At 56.6% G+C, this 22,141-nt stretch carries 18 protein-coding genes; 5 read left to right on the top strand and 13 right to left on the bottom strand.

Translation table 11 applies throughout. The annotated features are described in order from the left end of the window. Positions 1-44 precede the first annotated feature (44 nt). Positions 45-1,274 (bottom strand): sodium/glutamate symporter, encoded by a 1,230-nt coding sequence (gltS, locus tag MID00_RS10710; RefSeq protein ID WP_009458760.1) that lies wholly within the window; start codon positions 1,272-1,274, stop codon positions 45-47. Between the two features lie 253 nt (positions 1,275-1,527). Further along, positions 1,528-2,493 (bottom strand): octaprenyl diphosphate synthase, encoded by a 966-nt coding sequence (gene ispB, locus MID00_RS10705; RefSeq protein ID WP_009458758.1) that lies wholly within the window; start codon positions 2,491-2,493, stop codon positions 1,528-1,530. A 173-nt stretch (positions 2,494-2,666) separates the two neighbouring features. On the opposite strand from ispB, the gene MID00_RS10700 reads away from it, so the two are divergent. Genes MID00_RS10700 through MID00_RS10690 form a run of 3 tightly spaced genes read left to right on the top strand, consistent with a single transcriptional unit; the run spans position 2,667 to position 5,249 of the window. Further along, positions 2,667-3,533 (top strand): ATP-binding protein, encoded by an 867-nt coding sequence (locus MID00_RS10700; protein ID WP_009458756.1) that lies wholly within the window; start codon positions 2,667-2,669, stop codon positions 3,531-3,533. Next, positions 3,526-4,527 (top strand): Nudix family hydrolase, encoded by a 1,002-nt coding sequence (locus tag MID00_RS10695; protein WP_254498813.1) that lies wholly within the window; start codon positions 3,526-3,528, stop codon positions 4,525-4,527. The genes MID00_RS10700 and MID00_RS10695 overlap by 8 nt, the downstream gene beginning before the upstream one ends. After that, positions 4,524-5,249: a spermidine synthase gene (locus MID00_RS10690; RefSeq protein ID WP_254498812.1), complete on the top strand. Its 726-nt coding sequence runs from the start codon at positions 4,524-4,526 to the stop codon at positions 5,247-5,249. Before MID00_RS10695 ends, MID00_RS10690 begins: the two co-directional genes overlap by 4 nt. Before the next feature lie 329 nt (positions 5,250-5,578). Here MID00_RS10690 and MID00_RS10685 read toward each other — a convergent pair whose 3' ends face one another. The 6 genes from MID00_RS10685 to coaE all read right to left on the bottom strand — a co-directional run bounded on the left by MID00_RS10685 (position 5,579) and on the right by coaE (position 16,154). Beyond that, on the bottom strand, positions 5,579-7,054 hold the full coding sequence (locus tag MID00_RS10685) for an efflux transporter outer membrane subunit (RefSeq protein ID WP_254498811.1): 1,476 nt from the start codon (positions 7,052-7,054) through the stop codon (positions 5,579-5,581). A 6-nt stretch (positions 7,055-7,060) separates the two neighbouring features. Next, complete coding sequence (locus MID00_RS10680) at positions 7,061-10,165, bottom strand: efflux RND transporter permease subunit (protein ID WP_254498810.1); 3,105 nt, start codon at positions 10,163-10,165, stop codon at positions 7,061-7,063. Beyond that, positions 10,162-13,248 (bottom strand): multidrug efflux RND transporter permease subunit, encoded by a 3,087-nt coding sequence (locus MID00_RS10675; RefSeq protein WP_026484447.1) that lies wholly within the window; start codon positions 13,246-13,248, stop codon positions 10,162-10,164. The genes MID00_RS10680 and MID00_RS10675 overlap by 4 nt, the downstream gene beginning before the upstream one ends. A gap of 3 nt (positions 13,249-13,251) precedes the next feature. Beyond that, positions 13,252-14,523: an efflux RND transporter periplasmic adaptor subunit gene (locus MID00_RS10670; RefSeq protein WP_254498809.1), complete on the bottom strand. Its 1,272-nt coding sequence runs from the start codon at positions 14,521-14,523 to the stop codon at positions 13,252-13,254. A 222-nt stretch (positions 14,524-14,745) separates the two neighbouring features. Continuing rightward, complete coding sequence (gene zapD / locus MID00_RS10665; protein WP_026484449.1) at positions 14,746-15,501, bottom strand: cell division protein ZapD; 756 nt, start codon at positions 15,499-15,501, stop codon at positions 14,746-14,748. A 50-nt stretch (positions 15,502-15,551) separates the two neighbouring features. Then, positions 15,552-16,154: a dephospho-CoA kinase gene (gene coaE / locus MID00_RS10660; protein WP_009458744.1), complete on the bottom strand. Its 603-nt coding sequence runs from the start codon at positions 16,152-16,154 to the stop codon at positions 15,552-15,554. Positions 16,155-16,288: 134 nt separating this feature from the next. Between coaE and MID00_RS10655 the strand changes: the two genes are divergently transcribed. Then, positions 16,289-16,927 (top strand): hypothetical protein, encoded by a 639-nt coding sequence (locus tag MID00_RS10655; protein WP_009458742.1) that lies wholly within the window; start codon positions 16,289-16,291, stop codon positions 16,925-16,927. Between the two features lies 1 nt (position 16,928). On the opposite strand, the gene MID00_RS10650 is transcribed toward MID00_RS10655, so the two are convergent. The 4 genes from MID00_RS10650 to MID00_RS10635 form a co-directional block, all read right to left on the bottom strand. Beyond that, positions 16,929-17,204: a response regulator transcription factor gene (locus MID00_RS10650; protein WP_035270375.1), complete on the bottom strand. Its 276-nt coding sequence runs from the start codon at positions 17,202-17,204 to the stop codon at positions 16,929-16,931. Positions 17,205-17,978: 774 nt separating this feature from the next. Further along, on the bottom strand, positions 17,979-18,827 hold the full coding sequence (gene panC, locus MID00_RS10645) for a pantoate--beta-alanine ligase (RefSeq protein WP_009458740.1): 849 nt from the start codon (positions 18,825-18,827) through the stop codon (positions 17,979-17,981). A gap of 11 nt (positions 18,828-18,838) precedes the next feature. After that, positions 18,839-19,681, bottom strand: coding sequence for a ScpA family protein (locus MID00_RS10640; protein WP_009458739.1), 843 nt, complete (start codon positions 19,679-19,681; stop codon positions 18,839-18,841). A gap of 45 nt (positions 19,682-19,726) precedes the next feature. Beyond that, on the bottom strand, positions 19,727-19,918 hold the full coding sequence (locus MID00_RS10635; protein ID WP_009458738.1) for a DUF3460 family protein: 192 nt from the start codon (positions 19,916-19,918) through the stop codon (positions 19,727-19,729). A gap of 76 nt (positions 19,919-19,994) precedes the next feature. Between MID00_RS10635 and MID00_RS10630 the strand changes: the two genes are divergently transcribed. Next, positions 19,995-21,428 carry a DHA2 family efflux MFS transporter permease subunit gene (locus MID00_RS10630; RefSeq protein WP_254498808.1) on the top strand — a complete coding sequence of 478 codons (1,434 nt, stop codon included), beginning with the start codon at positions 19,995-19,997 and terminating at the stop codon, positions 21,426-21,428. A gap of 65 nt (positions 21,429-21,493) precedes the next feature. Here the strand turns inward: MID00_RS10630 and pdxH are convergent, their stop codons facing one another. Next, positions 21,494-22,135 (bottom strand): pyridoxamine 5'-phosphate oxidase, encoded by a 642-nt coding sequence (gene pdxH, locus MID00_RS10625; protein WP_009458730.1) that lies wholly within the window; start codon positions 22,133-22,135, stop codon positions 21,494-21,496. Positions 22,136-22,141: the final 6 nt, after the last annotated feature.

The following is a 22,141-nucleotide window of genomic DNA, read 5'->3' as shown; positions in this document are numbered from 1 at the left end:
CGAGACACTGCCGCGCCGAACGGCGCGGCCTGAACCTTGCGCGCTTACGTCAGAAAGTTCACAAAGCCGGTAATGATCACGGCATTGAAGAAGTCGATGAACAAGGAGCCCACCAGAGGAATCACAAAGAAGGCTTTGCGTGATGGACCATTATCTTCCGTGAAGGCCTGCATATTCGCCATGGCGTTAGGCGTTGCACCCATGCCAAAACCACAATGGCCAGCCGACATCACCACAGCATCGTAGTCCTTGCCCATGACCTTGAAAGTCACGTAGCTGGCAAAGAAGAACATCATGACAGTCTGGGCAATCAGGATCACCAAGAGCGGACCTGCCACTTGAGCCAGCTCCCACAGTTTCATCACCATCAGCGCCATGACCAGGAAGAAAGCCAACGACACATTGCCGATGATCTCAAACTCTTTTTCCGGCAAGCGGTAACGACGCCAGTCGATCACGTTACGGATGATGGCCGCCACCAGCATGGAGCCCAGGTAAGCAGGCAAGACAATGCCACGATCGCCCAGCCATTCAATGATGACACTGCCCACACCAATCGCTATAGACAGCAGCACTACGGCGTATACCGGCATTTCAAAGCCGCCATCATCAGCCTGAACGGTTTGCTTGACCGTAGTCTCCATCGCATGAGGCGCATCTGTACCTTCGTGCTGACGACGATGACGACGGTGTGGAGCAGGACCGTCGATATTGTATTTTTTCATCAGGCGCTTGCCCAAGGGGCCGCCGATGACACAACCCATTACCAGCCCCCATGTCGAAGCGGCAATGGCAGCAGGCAAAGCCCCAACAGCACCAGCATTTTCCAGCATTGGACCAAAGGCAGCAGAAGTACCGTGGCCCCCCGTCATGGAGATCGAACCGGCGGCCAGACCCAGCAAGGGATTGGCGTCCATGAGGGTCGCCAAGGTCACGCCCATCACGTTCTGCAAAATAATCAGGACAACCGCGCAGCCCAGGAACAAAGCAACGGCCAGACCACCCTTTTTCAGCAACTCGAAGCTGGCTGAAAAACCGATGGTCGTGAAAAAGGCCATCAGCAAGAAATTGCGTATATCGTCGTTAAACGTAAAGTTGAACGAGCCGGTCTGATGTCCAACCAAGGCAATCAAGGCAAAAATCAATCCGCCGATAATGGGGCTGGGAATAAAATAGCGGGCCAATACAGCAACGCGATTCTTTATATATTCTCCCAGCACGAGAAAAACAGCCGCCAAACCTACCGTTTGCGCTATATCGAGCTGAATGTTCATCTATCCGTTCCTTACATCTTTGGAATAAGGGGCCTGCACCTTTGTGTCTGACAGAGGCTTCAAACCAATTTGTTCAAATAGGCATGTCTATCGTCGCTACTTCGTCCTTGTGGGACAAAGGCATGACCACCAACAGCGTAGTAAAACCGAGAAAAATAACATGAACAGGCGCCTAATGACGCCAATTTCCCTGAATCGGCCCGCTTTATTACAAAAAAACCCGCCATGTGGCGGGTTGGGAAAGGCTGGAGACTTAGCGGTCGCGCTCGATGGAAAACGCGCACAAGCTCAGTAATACCTGCTTGAATTCGCTCTCGGGAACATCAGCCAAGGCCTGAACAGCCAGCTGGGCTTCTGCCTTGGCCGCTTCACGTGTATAGGCCAAAGCATCGGTTTGCTCGATAGCCTGTGCAACAGCGGCAAAATCCGCATCACCGGTTTCAATGGCCGACTTGATCAGCTGAACCTGCTCGGGTGTGCCAACTTCCATGACACGGATCAGTGGCATGGTGGGTTTGCCTTCGCGCAGATCGTCACCCACGTTCTTGCCCAAGGCCTGGGCATCACCGGTGTAATCGAGCACGTCGTCGACCAATTGGAAGGCGGTACCCAGGTGGCGGCCATAGGCGGCCATGGCTTCTTCCATTTCAGGCGAAGCACCGGCCACAATCGCCCCCACTTGCGCCGCCGCTTCAAACAGCTTGGCTGTCTTGTAGCGTACGACTTGCAGGTAACGTTCCAGGGAAACGTCCGGGTCGTGTACGTTCAGCAGCTGCAAGACCTCGCCTTCGGCGATCACCGTGGTGGCTGCCGACAGCACGGCCATGGCCGGCATGGAGTTCGACTGCACCATCATCTCGAAGGAGCGCGAGTACAAGTAGTCGCCAACCAGCACGCTGGCGGCATTACCGTAGACCGCATTGGCCGTGTGGCGACCGCGTCGCATATCGGATTCATCGACCACATCGTCGTGCAGCAAGGTGGCGGTGTGGATGAACTCCACCACACCTGCCAACAGATGGTGCGTGCTCCCCTGATAAGCCAGCGCGCGGGCTACCAGCAACAGCAGCGCAGGACGCATGCGCTTGCCGCCAGCACTAACGATGTATTCGCCGATTGTGCGTATCAGCACCACATCCGAATTCAAGCGCTCACGAATGACGACATCAAGAGCCTTCATGTCGTCGGCAATAGGTTCAATCAGGGTGGACAGGTTCAAAACAGAATTCCGGACGAGTAAGGGAGGGGGCCGCTATCGGCCAACCGTAACTTGATGATTATACGATTTTGAATCGCTTTGGGCCTATTGTTACGCGTCAAGCACAACAGTGATCACAGAAAAAGGGGCCAAATTAGCGATAATAAGCATTTCAACCTGAAACGGAGACTGTCTTGAGTTCGCAAGACCTTAGTACCCTGATCAGCCGGGCCGAGCGGGTTCTCGCTCAACTGGAAGCCTGGCTGCCCCCTGCTCCACCCCCTATCAACTGGGATTCCATTGCTTTTCGCTGGCGTACCAATGGTTCGCGCGGCTGGCTTGAAGGTGTCCAGCACGTAGCCACCATCCAGACCGAAGACCTGCATCATATCGAACGCCAAAAGGGCATTATTGAGCGCAACACCCGCCATTTCCTGGCAGGCAAACCGGCCAATAACGTCTTGATGACAGGTGCTCGCGGTACGGGCAAAAGCTCGCTGGTCAAGGCCATGCTGGCCAAGTTTGCCGATCAGGGCCTGCGTCTGATCGAAGTGGACAAGTCCGATCTGGGCGACCTGGGCTACATCATTGACCTGATCAGCACCCGCCCCGAACACTTCATCATCTTCAGCGACGACCTGTCCTTTGAAGAAGGTGAAGCCGGTTACAAGGCGCTTAAATCCGTGCTGGACGGCTCGCTGGCCTCCCCTGGCGACAATGTACTGATCTACGCCACGTCCAACCGACGTCACCTGATGCCCGAGTACATGAAAGAGAACCTGAGTGCCTCCACGTCTGCAGACGGCGAGATCCACCCCGGTGAAGCCGTTGAAGAAAAGGTATCCCTGTCCGAGCGCTTTGGACTATGGTTGTCGTTTTACCCCTTTAAACAAGACGACTACCTGGACATTGTGTATTACTGGCTTGGCGCTTTGGGTTGCCCTGCAGAACACATTGAAAGCTCGCGTATGGAAGCCTTGCAATGGGCTCTGGAACGTGGCTCTCGCTCCGGCCGGGTAGCACGTCAATTTGCTAGAGATTGGACCGCTAGACATGTCTAAACCCACGTTGGAAGTGGCCGTTGGCGTTTTACTGAACCAACACGGCCAAGTGCTACTGGGAAAACGCCCAGCCGATAAACCCTGGCCGGGCTGGTGGGAACTGCCAGGCGGCAAGATTGAGGCGGGCGAGAGCGTCATACAGGCGCTGGTACGGGAACTGCGCGAAGAACTCGGCATTGAAACCACCCACGCACACCCCTGGGTTACCTATACACACGAATACCCCAAGAATTTCGTCAAACTCTCTTTCTGCCTGGTGCGGGAATGGGAAGGCGAACCCCAGTGCCTGGAAGGCCAAGAGCTTGCCTGGGTCAACCCTGAAGGTCCTTTGGAAGTCGGCCCTGTACTGCCTGCTACCGAACCGCCACTTAAATGGCTGCAACTGCCCGAACGCTATCTGATTACCAACATCGACGAGCCGGCCCGCTTACCCGCCTATCTGGAACAACTGGAACAAGCCCTGCAACAAGGCCCGGCCCTGGTCCAGTTTCGTGAGCCAGCCTGGGCTACCCGGCCCGATGCCGAATTCCATTTGCACCAAGCGTTCCTGCAAGTTGTGAACCTGTGCCAGCGCTACCAAGCGCGCTGCCTGGTCAATAGCCTGCACCCCGAGAGCTGGTGGGACCATGCCGATGGTGTGCATTTGCGCGCCAGCGACGCCCAATCCCTTTCCGCGAAATGCCACGACACCCTGACGACATTTCCCGCGATCAGCAAAGGCCTGATCGGCATGTCCACGCACAATGAAAGTGATATTGAAATAGCCCGCAAAATCCAGGCGGACTTTCTGGTTCTGGGCCATGTCCTGGAAACCTCCTCCCATCCCGGCGATCCCGGCATGGGCTGGGCCCGTTTCGCCAGCCTGGCGGAACAAGCTGGCCTGCCAGTGTTTGCCATAGGCGGGCAATCGGCCAGGACCTTGGCTGACGCCCGCAACCACGGTGCACACGGTATTGCCGGTATACGCCACATGCTGGACAACGACCCGGCATGACGCCACACGTCACTATTTCAGAACATGAAGGCGTACGCTACCTGCACCTGGGCTCTGCCTGGGTGCAAGGTGCCATGCGCCTGGATGCTCCCGATCAGCTAGAGCTGCACTACATTCGCCAAATGATGATCTGGACCTTGTTCCAGACCGATCCACGTCGTATTGCCCAGCTTGGCCTGGGCGCAGGCAGCCTGACACGCTTTTGCTACCAGCACTTCCCCCAGGCGCGCATCGACGCCGTGGAAATCAACCCGGAAGTGGTGCAGGCCAGTCGCCTGCTGTTTAACCTGCCGCCCGACGACGAACGCCTGAACGTGCACACGGTAGACGCGCTGGACTATCTGGATGCCGTCTACGGCGAGCTGGATGTGCTGCAAATTGATGTGTACTCCGACCAGGCCGAACACCCTGCCCTGGAAAGCGCAGCTTTCTATCAGGCCTGCCGCAAGGCTCTGGGGCCACAAGGACTGTTAACGGTGAATTTGCTGGGCTCGGAACTGGTCCATGCGCGCAATCTGCATGCGCTTCAAGAAAGCTTCCCGGCCGTAGTCTGGTTACCTGAAACGCACGATGGCAATCTGGTCGCCCTGGCTTTTGCTGACCCGCCACAAATTGACTTTGATGACTTGTACCAGCGGGCCGAAGAGATCCACGCCACCTTGGGCTTGGCCGACGGCGAGGAATGGGTTGACGGGCTGTATACCTGGATGGACCAGGACTGAGGCGGTTTCCACGCCATATCAAGCAAGGAATGAGCCGCTGTTGAACGCTAAGCAAGCAAACTGCAGCCCCAAGCTTGGGAGGTAGTCCAATCTTTGCTTGGTCCATACGGGGCAAACCGGGCGTTGAAGCTCCGGCCCAGCCAGGCCGGAGAGCACAATGAAACGGCCAAACTAAACCAAACCAAGCGCCAAGAAGTTCAGCCAACGCCGAACCACCTCAAACCAAACTAAACCAAACTTGATTAAGACCAGATTGGATCGGGTCAGGTCAGGTCAGGTCAGGTCAGGTCAGGTCAGGTCAGGTCAGATTAGTGTAGGTCAGGCCGAACCTATTCTGCTTTAGCGGCTGGATCAGCTTCCACCGCGTTCGGCTCTTCGGGGTTCAGACCTGTCGCTACATCCCAACCGCCGCCCAAGGCAACCATCAGCTTGACCGCAGCCCGCAGGCGTTGAGACTCCAGGTCCAAAGCCTGCCGCTCGGCCGACAGCGCCGTGGCCTGGGTTTGGGCCAGACTCAGAAAATCCACCAGACCAGCATCAAACTGATTGCGTGTCAGCCGCAAGGACTCGCGTGCCGCGGCCAGAGAACGCGCCTGGCTGGCTTGCTCCAGCTCCAGGCCATTGCGTTCAGACAAGGCATCTTCCACTTCCTTCAACGCATCCAGCACTGTCTGACGGTAGGCAGCCAATTGTTCGTCATAGCTGGCCTCGGCCTGCTCGACTTGCGCACGGCGTGCCCCAAAATCCAGCAAGGTCAGGGCAAAGGCAGGACCCAGGGACCAGACACGCGCGGGTGCCGTCAGCCATTCGCCAAGATCACTGCTGCTGAACCCCCCACTGGCCTTCAGGCTCAAACTGGGAAACCAGGCAGCCTTGGCCACACCAATCTGGGCATTGGCCTGCGCCATGCGACGCTCGGCACGGGCCACATCGGGGCGACGTTCCAGCAAACTGGATGGCAGACCCACCGGAATATCCGGAGCAACAGGCCAGGGCGCATGAGGCACCACCTCAAACTGGGAAGGTGCGCGGCCTACCAACACAGCCATCGCATGCAGGTAGGAGGCCTTCTCGCGATTCAAGGCCAAGCGCTGGGTGCGAGCCCCCTCTAGCTGGCTTAAGGCTGCGGCCACATCTCCCGGTGCCGAAAACCCGGCGTCCAGGCGATTCTGATTGATTTGCAAAGAACGCTCGTACGCGGCCACGGTTTCATCCAGCACTCGCTCGCTGGACTCCACACTGCGGTACTGCAAATAGGTCTGCGCCAATTGAGACTGCAGGCTCAAGCGTGTGGCAGCCATATCCGCAGCACTGGCTTGCAGGCCAGCATCACCTGCTTCTACCTGACGGCGAATCCGCCCCCACAAGTCCACTTCCCAATTCACCGTAATGCTGGCGTCATAGGCGCTGCTGCTTTGGCTGGTATCACCGGACCCACTGCCACGCCTTGTCGTGCCGACCGAACTGCCTACTTGCGGGAACTGGGTCGAACGCGTGTTGGACAGAGTGGCCTGCGCCTGACGAACGCGTGCCTGTGCCTGCTGCAAGGTAAAGTTCTGCTCATTAAGGCTTTGCATCAGGGTGTTGAGCACGCCATCGTTGAAGCTTTCCCACCAGGGGCCGCGGTCTTTCAAATCAGCCGGTTCGGCCTGCTTCCAGGCCGTGGACCGTACCTCTTCCCGGAAGTGCTCGCCCACCGGCGCTTCGGGCCGCTGATAATCAGGGCCAACAGCACATGCGGACAGGAGCAGCACCATCCCAGCCAGTGCGAAGCGCGGAAGAATCATGGCGTTAGAAGTAGGCATATCAGCTTATATATTCAAAGTTGTCTGGTTCTTGCGGCGCATGAAGCGATGGCGCAAACGATCCAGATAAAGATAAACCACCGGCGTGGTGTACAAGGTCAGGATTTGACTGAGCACCAAACCACCCACAATGGTGACGCCCAAGGGCTGGCGCATTTCCACGCCCGGCCCGGAGGCCAGAATCAAAGGAATAGCACCAAAAATGGCGGACAAGGTCGTCATCATGATGGGGCGGAATCGCACCAGGCAGGCTTCGTAAATAGCTTCACGCGAACCCATGCCGCGCTCACGCTCCATTTGCAAGGCGTAATCCACCATCATGATGGCGTTCTTCTTGACGATACCAATCAGCAAGAACACCCCGATCATGGCAATCAGGTTGAACTCGCCACTGGTCATCATCAGGGCCAGCAATGCCCCAATCCCAGCCGAAGGCAAAGTGGACAGAATGGTGAGCGGGTGCATATAGCTCTCGTACAGCATCCCCAGCACGATATACAAAGCCACCAAGGCAGCCAGAAACATCATGGGTTGCTTGGCCAGGGCATCGAGCATCTGCGCCGTATTACCTTCAAACCCGGCCTGGATCTCGCGTGTAGGAAGCTGAATGCGAGCCATGGCCTGTTCAATGGCCGCCGTTGCCTGACTGAGGGTGACGCCTTCGGCCAAACCGAAGGACACGGACTCGGCCACCAGCAAGCCCATATGGTTAATGCTGCGCGGCGCGGTGCCGGTCGTAAAGCGCGTAAAGGCAGACAAAGGAACGCGAGTGCCGTCTTTGGCAACAACCTCGATTTCCTTCAGGGACTCCAGATCCTGCGCAAAACGCGGCTCCACTTCCATGACTACGTAATACTGGTTCAAGCGGCCAAAAATCGTGGAAACCTGACGCTGGGAAAAGGAGTTGTTCAAAGTCCCTGCCACCATGGACATATCAATGCCCAGGCGCGTGGCCATATCGCGGTCAATTTCCAGTTGGACCAGACCGGCCTTATCGTCCGTGCCAGTGTCCACGTCCACCAGCTCTGGCAATTCGGCCATGGCTTGCTGAACCTTGGGCAACCAGGTTTTCAACAGCTCCAGGTCACTGCCCAGCAAGGAATAGTCGTAAGAGCCACTGCGCCCGCCGCCCCCGCTACCGACCGGAATATCCTGCTGCGGCACCATGAACATGCGCGCCCCCGGCGTGGTGGATAAAGGCTCGCGCAGACGATTCACAACATCCGTCGTGCTGGCCTTGCGCTCATCCATAGGCTTGAGTTCAACCAGAATAAAGGACGAAGTGCTGCCACTGCGACCACCGGCAAACACGGCCACCGAACGAATGTCCGGGTCCTGATTCAGGATGGAACGGAAGTATTCCAGCTTGGGCACCATGGACTGAAAGGAAGTCCCCCGATCGACCCGGAAAAAACCCATCAACTGGCCAGTATCCTGCTGCGGGAACAGCCCCTTGGGCACTACGGCGTAGAGGTACACATTCAGGCCAATTGTGACAAACAAGGAGAACAGCATCAGTCGATGGTGCTTGAGCGCCCACCCCAATGAACGACGGTAGCCACGCCAGCTGACACTGCCTATCCAACCCAAAAAACGACTGACAGGGTTGGTGGACTCATGCTCTTGCGGCCCAGGACGCAGCAGGCGCGATGACATCATGGGAGTCAGCATCAAGGAGATCACCAGGGACACCAGCACGGCGGTACACAAGGTGACGGCAAACTCCATGAACAAGCGCCCCGCCAGCCCCCCGATCAGCCACAATGGAATGAACACGGCCACCAGCGACAAGCTCATGGCCGTGACGGTAAAGCCCACCTCCCGCGTCCCGCGCAAGGCCGCCCGCATGGGGGACAAGCCTTTTTCCAGGTAACGCATAATGCTTTCCAGCACCACGATGGCGTCATCCACCACAAATCCGGTAGCGACAATCAGGGCCATCAGGGAAATGGTGTTCAACGTAAAGCCGAACAAATGCATGAAGGCAAAGGTACTGATCAAGGACGCCGGAACGGCAATGGCCGGAATTAAAGCAGCGCGCCAGTTTCGCAGGAACAGCAAGACCACCAGCACCACCAGGGCCACCGCAATAATCAGTGTCAGTTGGGCCTCTTCCAGCGTGGCGCGAATACTGGGCGTACGATCCTGAGCCACTGTCAATTGCGCCTGGGTGGGCAGCATTTCCTCGATATCAGCCAGGCGTTCACGAATGGTATTGACCGTCTCGATAATATTGGCACCCGCCTGACGACGCACAATCAACAGCACCGCTTCCTGGTTATTCCAATAACCCATGCTGTGAATGTTTTCGACAGAGTCCTCGACCTTGGCCACATCCCCCAAGCGGATAACCTGCCCATCCTGATTCTTCAGAATCAAGGGGTCAAAAAAACGTGCCTGGTTGTACTGCTTGCCCGAGTTGATCTGCCACTGGCCCTGCTCGCTTTCCAGGTAGCCATTAGGACGCAGACTGTTGGCGTTATTGATCACCGAACGCACATCGTCCAGCGCAATGCCAGCCGAGGCCAATGCCTTGGGATTCAATCCCACCCGTACCGCTGGCAAGGAGCCACCGCCCACGTCTACCGAACCTACGCCCGGAATCTGAGCGAGCTTCTGCTGCACAATGCCGCTGGCCATATCAAACAGCTGGGCCTTGTTGGCCGTCTGCGAGGTCAAGGCCAACACCATGATAGGCATGGACGACGGGTTGACCTTCTCGTAGGTGGGCACGCTGGACATGCCCGAAGGCAACATGGGCCGGGCCTGGTTGATAGCGGCCTGCACATCGCGTGCAGCCCCTTCAATATCCCGGTCCAACTCAAATACCAGCATGATCTGGGTGGAACCCTCGCTGCTGCGAGAGCTCATTTCCGACACCCCAGCAATAGAACCTAAAGCCTGCTCCAGTGGCGTGGCCACACTGGAAGCCATGGTTTCAGGGCTGGCACCGGGCAAATTGGCCGAAATCGCAATCACCGGAAAATCCATTTCCGGCAAAGACGCCACGGGCAAGAGCCGCAAGGCCAATGCGCCCACCAAGACCATCGCCAGTGCCAGCAGGCTGGAGCCCACTGGCCGGAAGATAAATAGCCCTAACAAGCGTTTCATGTCGACTCGCGTACCGACTTGGCGCCATTACGGGTAAAGCGGTCAAAAAACAGATAGATCACGGGAGTCGTGAACAGGGTCAGCACTTGGCTAGCCAAGAGACCGCCCACCATGACCAGTCCCAAGGGTTGACGCAGCTCTGCGCCAGAGCCGGTGGCCAGCATCAAAGGGATGGCACTGAACAAGGCCGCCAGAGTCGTCATCAAAATGGGGCGGAAACGCAGCAAGGCGGCTTGATGAATGGCCTCTTGCGGTTTCATGCCCTGCTCGCGCTGCGCCTCCAGGGCGAAGTCGATCATCATGATGGCGTTCTTTTTCACGATACCAATCAGCAGAATGATCCCGATCACCCCCACCATGTCCAGATCCCGCCCGGCTAACAGCAAGGCAAGCAGCGCGCCGATGGCAGCCGAAGGCAGCGTCGACAAAATAGTGATGGGGTGGATATAGCTTTCGTACAAAACCCCCAGCACGATGTACATGGTCAGCACGGCGGCCAACATCAGCCACAGCGTGCTGGACAAAGAGGCATGGAAGGCCTTGGCGGCACCCAGGTAGCGGGTATCCACCGAGGATGGCATACCGATCTGGTCGGGCACGGTTTCAATGGCTTCAATGGCGTCGGACAAGGAATAGCCATCAGCCAGGTCAAAGGACACATTCACGGACGGGAACTGTCCCAAGCGCTCTACCGATAACGTTGTGGGAACCAACTGAATGCGCGCCAGGGAAGTAATCGGCACAGGTGTACCTGCCGCTGTCATTACATGAATATTTTCCAGATCCTGCGGGCCTTGGCGATATTGATCCTTGACCTCCAGCACGACACGGTACTGGGCAGACTGCGTGTAGATCGTGGAAATCAAACGCTGTCCGAACGCGTCGTACAGTGCATCATCAATATTTGCCTTGGTCACGCCCACACGGGCTGCCGCATCCCGGTCTATATCCAGCAGCACTTGCAGGCCATCGTTTTGCAGGCTCATGGATGCATCTTTAATCTGCGGCAAGGCGTTGACGGCATCCAGCCAACGCGGCATCCAGGTCGTCAGCACCTCTGTTTCCGGGTCCGACAAGGCCATCTGGTACACATTACGGCTGATCTGATCGTCTACCGTCAGCTCCTGAATGGACTGTTGGTAGACCGACAAACCGGGAATATCTTTCAGACGCTCATCGAGCCTGGCCATGATTTCATTGGCGCTGGCCCGGCCTGAACCAATGGGCTTCAAAGCAATTTGCAGACGGCCATTGTTCAAGGTGGCGTTCGTGCCATCTACCCCGATAAAGGACGTGACGGCTTCCACATCCGGATCTTCCAGCACAATCGCAACGGCTTGCTGCTGCAAATTCCCCATTGCGCGGAACGACGCGGTTTGCGGTCCTTGGGTAATCGCCTGAATCAGGCCGGTATCCTGTTGCGGGAAAAAGCCTTTGGGGACGATCACGTACAGCAGGCCCGTCAACACCACTGTGCCCAGAGCTACCCACAAGGTCAGCGTCTGGTGGCGCAGCACCACAATCAGGCCACGGTCGTAAGCCGCAATGATGCGGTCCATCTGATCGCCCAACCAGGTCGTGAAACGGCCATACTGGCGCTCGTCCTCGGGCTTGAGCATACGCGCACACATCATGGGCGTGAGCGTCAGCGAAATGAACAGGGACAGCAGGATGGCGACGGCCAGGGTAATGGCAAACTCACGGAACAAACGGCCGATGACATCACTCATGAACAGCAACGGAATCAGCACTGCGATCAGGGAGATGGTCAGGGACAGCAGGGTAAAGCCAATTTGCGCCGCGCCCTTCAAAGCGGCCTGCAAGGCGGTTTCGCCCTTTTCGATATAGCGGGCGATGTTCTCGATCATCACGATCGCATCATCAACCACGAAGCCGGTGGCAACCGTCAAGGCCATCAGGGTCAGGTTATTAATACTGAATCCCCACATCAGCATGATGGCAAAGGTGGCGATCAGGGAGATAGGCACGACAACGCTGGGAATCAGCGTAGCCGTCCAGGTGCGCAGGAACACAAAAGTCACCAGCACCACCAGCACAATGGCCAGCATCATTTCCTTTTGCACATGGTCAACCGAGTCCCGAATGGTCTGGGTGCGGTCCGTGGCGACTTCCACATCCACACCGACCGGCAAGGAACGGCGTATCTCGGGCAGCAGGCTTTGAATCTGGTCCACTACATCAATGACGTTGGCGCCAGGCTGACGCTGAATATTCAGCAAGATCGCAGGCACAGTCCCCATCCAGGCGGCCTGACGCACATCCTGTGCATCCCGCACCACCTTGGCCAGTTCGCCCAGACGCACGGCAGCACCGTCCTTGTAGCTGACGATCAGATTTTCATAATCCTGTACCGTTTTCAATTGTTCATTGGCGCCGATGCTGGTGGAACGCTGAGGCCCATCCAGATTGCCTTTGGGCTGGTTCACGTTGGCCGCGACCACCGCCTGCCGCAGGTGACTTAAGGTCAGATTGCGGACGGCCAAGGCGTTGGGATCAGCCTGAATGCGCATGGCTGGTTCCTGACCACCCGCAATGCTGACCAGTCCGACACCCGTCACCTGCGAGAGTTTTTGTGCAACCCGCACATCAATCAGGTCGCGCACCTCGTGCAGGGGCATATTGGGGGAAGTCACCGCCAAAGAAATAACCGGGGTATCAGCCGGATTGACCTTGTTATAGATAGGCGGTGCAGGCAAATCATTGGGCAGCATATTGGAGGCGGCATTAATCGCCGCCTGCACCTCTTGCTCGGCCACATCCAGGGGCAAGCCCAAATCAAACTGCAAGGTAATGCGCGATGCCCCGCCCGAGCTGGACGAAATCATCTGCGACAGGCCCGACATGCTGCCGAAGCGCCGCTCCAGCGGTGAAGTGATCAAGGCCGCCACTACATCCGGGCTAGCGCCCGGATAGAGCGTGACCACCTGAATAGTGGGGTAATCCACCTGCGGCAAAGCGGCTACGGGCAACATGCGATAGGCCAGCAAGCCGGACACCAGCAAGGCCACCATCGCCAAGGTGGTAGCCACCGGGCGCAGGATAAAGATACGCGACATGCTCACGGCTTACTCGCTTGCAGGACGTGGACGGCGACCCTCACCCGGACGTTTGCCTTGCTCTGGCTTGTCGGCGGCATCATCGGGCGCAGGCTTTTCCTTGGCCTGACCATCTTGCTGCATCACCTCGACCTCCGAGCCTTCACGCAAACGGTCAGTCCCTTCAACCACCACACGATCGCCCTCTTTCAGGCCGGTTTTAATCAAGGTCAATTCCAGCGTGGCCGTACCCAATTCCACCACCTGGATATGGACCTTGTCCTCGGCATCCAGGGTGTACACATACGTGCCCACCGAACCCCGTTGCACAGCGTGCGATGGGATCAGCAAGCCTTGTTCCTGGCCCAAAAAGACACGGGAATTGACAAACTGATTAGCAAACAAGGTTTCATCGGCATTATCAAATTCGGCCTTCACTTTCAGCGTGCCAGTATTGATGTCGATCTGGTTATCCAGTGCCTGCAAACGGCCCTTGTCCGACAAGAGCTGACCCTTGCTGTCGATCAGGGACACCCGCAAAGGCGATTCGCTTTGTTTCATGGCCTCCAGCAGGCTGCTCAATTGATTCTGCGGCAAGGAGAACTCCACGCCTATGGGATCCGTCTGGGTAATGACGACAATCCCATCGGTACTACCGGCAGACACCAGATTGCCCTGATCCAGCTTGCGCAAACCCAGGCGACCATCCAAAGGCGCCGTAATACGAGTGCGATCCAGCTGGACCTGCGCACGGGCCACCTCTGCTTGATTGGATTTGATCTGTGCCTGCAGTTGCTGAACGGCCGTTTCCTTGGTTTCCAAGGCCTGGCGAGCAATAGAATTCTGTTGAAACAGGACGCGGTGGCGGGCCAGTTCCTGCTGCGCCCCTTTGAGCTGAGCCTGATTCTGCGCCAATTGGCCACGCGCCTGATCCAGTTGCACCTGATAGGTACGCGGATCAATCTCGGCCAGCAAATCGCCGGCCTTCACACGTTGACCGTCCTTGAAGTGGATGCGTTCGAGCACACCATCAACTTCACCGCGCACGGCGACTGTTTGCAAAGGTTTGACCGTGGCAATCGCATTGACCGTTTGGTCGATCAGGCCTTCCTTGACCGTGGCCACCTGCACCGGGACTTTAGTCGCCCCCATCATGCCGCGAGGCCCGCGCATGGGAGTGGACGTACGGGAAGGGGAAGACAGGGCGTAATAAACGAGGCCTGCTGTCACCAGCAGCCCCACCACCACCCAGACATAGAAGGATCGGGACCGCCGACCTCTGCCTGTGTTCAACTCCGACATGAATACTCCCCGGCTAAAACTTGATTGTCTCTATGCACGGTCTAAATAAGCGTTTAAGCACTACCGATCGTGACGGCGACACGCATTATGCAGCCAAAACACGATAGCAATTAGTTTCAAACGATAAAGAGATACAAGCGCTGACAAAACCGCATCCCTGCTAGACCACGCTGGCACAGCAAGTATAAAAGCGGCAGTCTGAACCTTATATGAACAGCGTTTTCAGCCGAAGTTGCAACGGGCCAGCCTGAAGGGGATATCCCCCGTCACGGCCTGCGGTTTCAATTGATTATCTTGCTGCACAAAGCGTATCCAGATGACGTAGCGGTTAGCGCTCATTTCCGGATAGATGCACGCACCGGCGTCCACCCACACCCGCAGCAACTGGAAGGTCTTGCCTGCCAGCATTTCTTGATAGGAACCGTCACGGGCCAGTTGGTCTGCCGAGTCACCCGACTGGCGCAGCAAGCGCAAAATCAAGGCCAGACCTTGATACAGTGGCAGGAAAGACTCGGACCAACGGCGCAAATCCTGGACACGATCGGCATCGGGGCGCTGTTGCCAGGAATAATAAGAAGGCATGTCCACCTGGGACGTGCCACCGGGCACAGCAACTCGGCCCCGCAAACTGGCCAACCATTCATTTTCACGCAGGCCCTGCCCCACCCGCCCCTGGGCCGAGAGGTCAGCAGAAGCGCGCACAATTTGTTCAATCATCTTGTCCAGCGCCTGCAGCTGAACACCGGGGTGTTCACGCAGCGCAGCCAGCGCCACGCGCTGACGCTCAAGGTCTTGAAGAACAGCAGAACGCAAATCGGTTCGATCCGAGATGTCCAGTAAATCAAACAAAGTCGCTACAGCGATCTGATGCGAGTACGCATCCTGGTTGGCCGAAAAATGAAACAGCCTATCGAACAAGTATTCGACTCTCAGTAAAGCCCGGACACGCTCATTGCAGGGGTATTCGTATAGAGTCACGCGTTTAAAAACCTTTTTTTGTCGACTGGAGGGTCAGACACGTCGTGTTGTCAGGCAGTCAAGGCACACCAGCGTTGGTGTACTGCTCGCGCCCGCTCTTCCAACAGGGGCAAAGTCGTCTGCCCATCATTCAGAACCACGTCGTCGGCCACATCCAGGCGCTGCTGACGTTGCGCCTGTGCTGCCATGATACGTTCAATTGTGGCCACTGCCAGCCCGTTGCGCTTTTGAACACGCTCGATCTGGGTCGCTTCATCACAATCCACAACGCAAATCCGGTCCACACGGTCTCGCCATCGTCCTGATTCCACCAGCAAGGGTACAACCACAACAAGATAACATCCTTGCGCTTTCAAGGTCTGTGCTTTTGTTACGTTCCAAATCAGGGGATGAATGATCGCCTCAAGTCGATGACGGGCATCAGGATCGGCAAATACACAGGCCCGCATCCAATCCCGATCCATGGAACCATCCGCGGCCAAGGCCTGTGCCCCAAAGGCAGCGCGAATCGGCTCAATGGCCAGACCACCGGGCGCGGTCAACTCATGCGCGATGACATCCGTATCCACGACAGCCGCCCCCCAAGAGGCAAAAAAATTGGCCACCTGGCTTTTGCCCGATCCAATTCCACCAGTCAGCCCAATTGTCAGCATGCGCAATCCACGGATAAAAAACAAAACTGTAACGTACCCGCGCCAATCCTCCTACCCTGAATAGACCTGATACTGTCCCGCCGCCCCAGGTCTAGCGTAGAATTCAGCTATCAACCAGTCCACGGAAGCCCGCCATGTCTTTCACCAAGATTTCCCCCCTGCGTTCCCTTACCTTGCTTTCGGTCGTTTTGCTGGCAGCATGTGCCCAGGCACCCGTTCAGCCTACCCCCAACGAGGGTCGCGACTCCACCCAGAAAGACGCCCTGCGCCAAGCGCAAGGTAGCGGCACCGCCCGTGCCCCCTCGCAAATCAATTTAGGCTTCGGTAACCAGGAAGGCCTGCACGCCATCACACCGGCCCGCGCCCAGCAGCCTGCCGCCATGGTCGACCGTAGCGTTCCAGAGCTGGCCGAGCCCAAAACCTTTCTGGGCACCCTGTCCTGCCCACCACAAGGCGGCGCATGTGAGCCCTACAAAATCAGCGTAACCCTGGCTCCTGCTGGCCAATGGCGCTTGCGTGCCACCCCGCTGGGTGCTGGCGAAGAACACCGCATGAGCGGCTGCTGGGTACCTATCGGCACACAGCCTACCCGCATCGCTTTGCTGGCCAACAACGACTCGACCTTGGCCGATCTGAGCTTTGTGAACAACAACGTACTGCGCATTCACACCTTTAACCAGCAACGCCCTACGCTGGAGAGCCACCTGACTCGCCAAGCCGACATCGACCCGATCAGCGAGCTGGACGGCCAGGCCACTCCCGCCTGCCGCTAATCTAAGGCATAGACAGGCTGCCCACCAGGCTGGGCGGCAGCACATCGCGCAAGCCCGGCTCGCTAAATACAAAGCGGGTCAATTCAACCGCATTGCGCACGCGTAACTTCTGAAAAACGCGTGCCCGATGCGCCTCCACCGTACGCTGGGAAATCGCCAATTCAGCCGCAATCACCTTGTTCGCCTTGCCGATGGCGATATAAGACAGCACGTCGCGCTCGCGCGGAGTCAGACTTTCAAACAGCACAGAGGCGGGCAAATGACTATTCAATACCATGTCAGTCTCGTATATCTGTACCAGGCGAACAGGCCGCCTGCGATGTGAAAAATCAACCATAGACAGAGTTTGTCATTTTAGGCAGGGACTACGCGACTGTTAACTTGTACGGGATGTTTTTGTCACAGGACTAATATAGATACACGGTTTTCAATGCGTCGGAAAACCATCTTTTTACGCCTCAAATTGGGGATAAACGCAGACAAAGCTACAGCCTCATCCCCCCAAGAAACACAACAATCACCTGGGTCACCCCCCCCGGATCGGTCAAACACCCCACCTCACCACAGCACAACACAACGCAACACAACAAACCCGGCCCCATAAACTGCCAGCAGAGATGAGCATTCACGGCCATGAGCCACTCTGACGCGCAGCTCTGGGGGGCGGCGATTCAGACTGCTTGCCGCCGGCGGGAGATAGCGCAGGGATGCAAGCACCCTGCTGTTTGAACCCGACGCTTGTACTTGGTCCGGGGGACCAAGTACCGGGTGAGTTCAGGGTGCGCCCGTAGCTATCTCTCGACAAGGGCACCGGTGCGCAGCACCGGCAAGTAGTCAGCCGCCCCCCAGAGCTGCGCGCCAGAGTGGCGTCTTACTGAGTCCCTCCCTGGCATGAGGGGGCCTGAACTGCCACCACCCCAACCAAAGCACCAGACAAAGACAAAGACAAAGGCAAAGACAAAGACAAAGACAAAGACTGCAAAAATAAACCACGCAGATATAAAAAAAGCACAGTAAAAACTGTGCTTTTCTCACCAAACAACACAAGAAATCAGGCTTTAACCATTTCCAGGTTGTCGATCAAACGCGTCGCGCCCAATTTGGCAGCGGCCAATGCCACCAACGGTTCGCCAGCTGCAATTTGCTCTGGCGTCGGTTCCAGCAAATCCGACTGACGACGCAAGGCCATATAGTCCACCTTCCAGCCCAGATCCGTCATCTTCTTGGTCGCATAAGCCTCAATCTCCTCGCGGCTTTGACCTTGCTGCAAACGCTCATTCATTTCCTGCAGTGCGTAATAAATCTGCGGAGCCTGAGCGCGTTCCTCGGGACTCAAATAGCGATTACGCGAAGACATGGCCAAACCATCCTCTTCCCGCACCGTCTCGTGAGCCAGAATCTCTACCGGCAGCTGGAACTGGCGTACCATCTGACGCACCACCATCAACTGCTGATAATCCTTCTTCCCAAACACAGCCACACGCGGCTGCACACAGGAAAACAGCTTCAACACAACCGTACACACGCCTTCAAAGAAGTCAGGACGGAAATGACCTTCCAGGATACGGCCCAAATGATCAGGCGGGCTGACGCGAAAACTCTGTGGCTCGGGGTACATCTCGCGCTCCGAAGGAGCAAACAAGACATACACATCGCGCTCCTGCTCCATCTTGGCCGCATCTTCCTGCAAAGTGCGCGGGTAACGATCAAAATCCTCGTTAGGGCCAAACTGCAGGCGGTTCACAAAAATACTGGCCACCACCGGATCGCCATGCTGACGAGCCAACTTCATCAGGTCCAGGTGAGCTCGATGCAGATTCCCCATGGTTGGAACAAATGCCACGCGTGTCTGGCCCTGGAGCTGATCGCGCAGTTCTTGGATGTTATGGACGACTTTCAAAAAATTCTCCGCTACGGAATAAGATCAGGCCCATCGGCCTGCGCTCGAATATAAGTCAGGCGCAAATAAATAGGAGCGTAGGGCTCGGCCTGCGTGATTTCAAGCAGTGACTCTCGTGCCAATTCCAGCATCGCCAGAAAATGCACGACAAGCACCGCCGCCGGATCACCCTGATCCAGGCGTTCATTAAACAGCTCTGTAAATTCCATGAAGCGCACATGCTGCAAACGTCGCAGAATCTGGCTCATGTGATCACGCACCGACAACTGCTCACGCGTAATCTTGTGACTGGCATTGAGCTTGGCACGCTTCAAGATGCCCAGCCAGGCCTCGCGCAAATCATCCGCATTCACTTCCGGCGGAATGGCCTCAATAACCAGTTCGGCCTGGGCATTGGCCAGCAGATAATCGCGCCCCATCAAGGGTAGCTCGTCCAGACGACGCGCGCCTTCCTTCATGCGCTCGTATTCCAGCAGCCGGCGTACCAGCTCGGCACGCGGATCATCCACCTCTTCTCCCGTGTCAGCGCGCCGCACTGGCAGCAACATGCGGGATTTAATCTCGATCAGCAGCGCGGCCATCAAGAGATACTCCCCCGCCAGCTCCAGATTGGTGGCGCGGATCTGCTCCACATAGGCCAGATACTGCCCGGTGACCTGGGCCATCGGAATATCCAGCACATTGAAGTTCTGCTTGCGGATCAGATACAGCAACAGATCCAGCGGCCCTTCAAAGGCGTCCAGAAATACTTCCAGCGCATCAGGCGGAATATACAGATCCTGAGGGATCGCAAACAGCGGCTCACCATAAAGACGCGCCAGCACATCCTCGGGCTGAGGAGCTGGCGTATCCACAACAGTCTGCTGTGCGATCTCAGTCACAGGCGCAGGTGTACAGATTTAGTTGTTTTCGTAGTACACGTAAGGTTTCTGAGGCGTGCGAGCAGCCTTGTAACCGTCTTGCAGTTCCTGGTCAATCTGCTTGTCCCACAGACGATAACGGCCTTCACGCTGCCGTGCTTCGGTATCCGCGTTCTGCTCTTTATACTGTTTAAGAAACTGGGTAATTTCGGATTCGAAATTCTTTGCCATAATACCTGTACGCCTAAATAAATTGGATAACAGAAAAGTTTGAGTTTACTGCACCGCACACCAGAGAGTTCGCCGCATGGCATCTGAACAGACCGAAGCCGCCAAACCGGCGACCATGTCCCCTCAAGAGCGTCGAGCCATACGCATTATTCCCTACATTGTGGGATGTGCATTATTCATGCAAATGCTGGACTCTACGGTTGTAGCCACTGCCCTGCCCACGATGGCCGTGTCGCTGGATACCAGCGTCATCCGCATGAATACCATCATTACCAGCTACCTGCTGGCCGTGGCCGTATTCGTTCCAATCAGTGGATGGGCTGCAGACCGCTTTGGTGCTCGCAAGGTGTTCCTGGCCGCCATTCTACTCTTTACCGCCAGTTCTGTTGCATGTGCCCTGTCCCAGACCCTGTCACAACTGATCATTTCCCGCGTGATACAAGGCATGGCCGGAGCCATGATGGTGCCGGTGGGACGCATTATCTTACTGCGGCGCGTCCCTAAAGATGAGCTTTTAAGCGCCATGGCGGTGCTGACCTTGCCTGCCTTGCTCGGCCCCATCATCGGCCCGCCCGTGGGTGGTTTTTTAGTCACGTACGCCAGCTGGCACTGGATTTTCCTGATCAATATCCCCGTTGGCATACTGGGCATTGCCCTGGTGCTGCGCTATATCCGCGAGGACTACCCCACAGAGCGCCCGCCCCTGGACTGGCTGGGCTTTATCTTGAGCGCCATCTGTCTGGCCACTCTGGTGACCAGCTTCGAGAACGTAGGCCATGGCACGCTGGGCTGGGATACCTTGGGCTGGCTGACACTGGCCGGTCTGGTCGCTGGCGCATGGTACGTCTGGCACTCCCGACAAGTTACCTACCCAATCATTGATTTGTCACTGCTGCGCACCAAAACCTTTGCCATTTCCGTGCTGGGCGGCAATCTATGTCGTTTCTCGCTAGGCGCTGCGCCATTTCTGTTGGCCATCATGCTGCAAACCAACTTTGGCATGAGCGCATTATCAGCAGGCCTGATCACCTTCACCGGTGCCATTGGTGCCTTGGGCATGAAACTGGTGGCCCCACCCATCATCCGGCGTTACGGTTTTCGCAAAGTCCTGATCGTCAACGCCTGGCTGACGGGCCTGTTCATCGCCCTGTGCGCCATGTTCCAGGCCACCACGCCCATGTGGCTCATGATTGCCGTCCTGACCGCAGGCGGTTTTTTCCGCTCCCTGCAATTCACCGCAGTCAACACCCTCACCTACGCCGACCTGGATTCTGAAGCCATGAGCCAGGCCAGCAGTTTTGCCGCCATGGCGCAGCAACTGGCTATCAGTCTGGGGGTGGCATGTGCGGCGGTAACGCTGAATATCAGCATGGCATTGCGCGGAGCCAGCAGCGTGGAGACCCAGGATACGATCTGGGCCTTTCTGATTCTGGGTGCTATTACGGCCATCTCCAGCCTGTCTTTTGCCCGACTGTCAGCCAGCGATGGTGAGTCTTTGCAGAAGAAGTAGATCTACATGCCAAACTGACCCCGGGTAAAACAAACGCGATTAAGGGGCCACACCCTCAGCGGTAATCATGGATACATGCGGCTAGAGGCCCAAGGCATCTCTATGGAACTGCGTTTGAACACCAACCGATCATGAAGCCGAAAAGGTTTATCGATCCAAAACTCCATCGACAGAGGAACGATACGAAACCCAGTCCAATACGAGGGCCTTGGAACTTCACCAATGCCAAAGCGAGCCGCCTGGACCGCAACCGCTTTGGCCAGGTCCCCTCGTTTGAGCAAAGGGCGGGATTGTTGACTTGCCCACGCCCCTATCCGGCTTGCACGATCTCTAGACGCAAAATGTGCATCAGCCTCGGCGTCCGAAACTTGCTGAACCTGTCCACGAAAACGAATCTGTCGGTGCAAAGACTTCCAATGCAACACCCCGGCAGCCTGCATATTGCTAAGCAGCTCTCCTCCTTTTTGAGACTGTGTATTGGAATAAAAGACCAGTCCTTCTTGATCAAATTTCTTCAATAAGACCATACGGACATTGGGCATTCCAGAGGCATCAGACGTAGCAAGCGCCATCGCATTTGCATCGTTCACCTCACTCCGATGAGCTAACTCGAGCCATTCCCCAAACAAAACAATTGGGTCATTGCCTACAACTGTATTTGTCTCATCGTTAAAAGCCTCACTCACATCGTGCGTCACTTGAGTCATCTTCGA

The organism is Alcaligenes sp. NLF5-7, assembly GCF_024266725.1.
Classification (GTDB): domain Bacteria; phylum Pseudomonadota; class Gammaproteobacteria; order Burkholderiales; family Burkholderiaceae_B; genus Alcaligenes; species Alcaligenes phenolicus.
The sequence above is the reverse complement of the archived record's forward strand: the minus strand, read 5'-3'. Positions and strand labels throughout refer to the sequence as shown.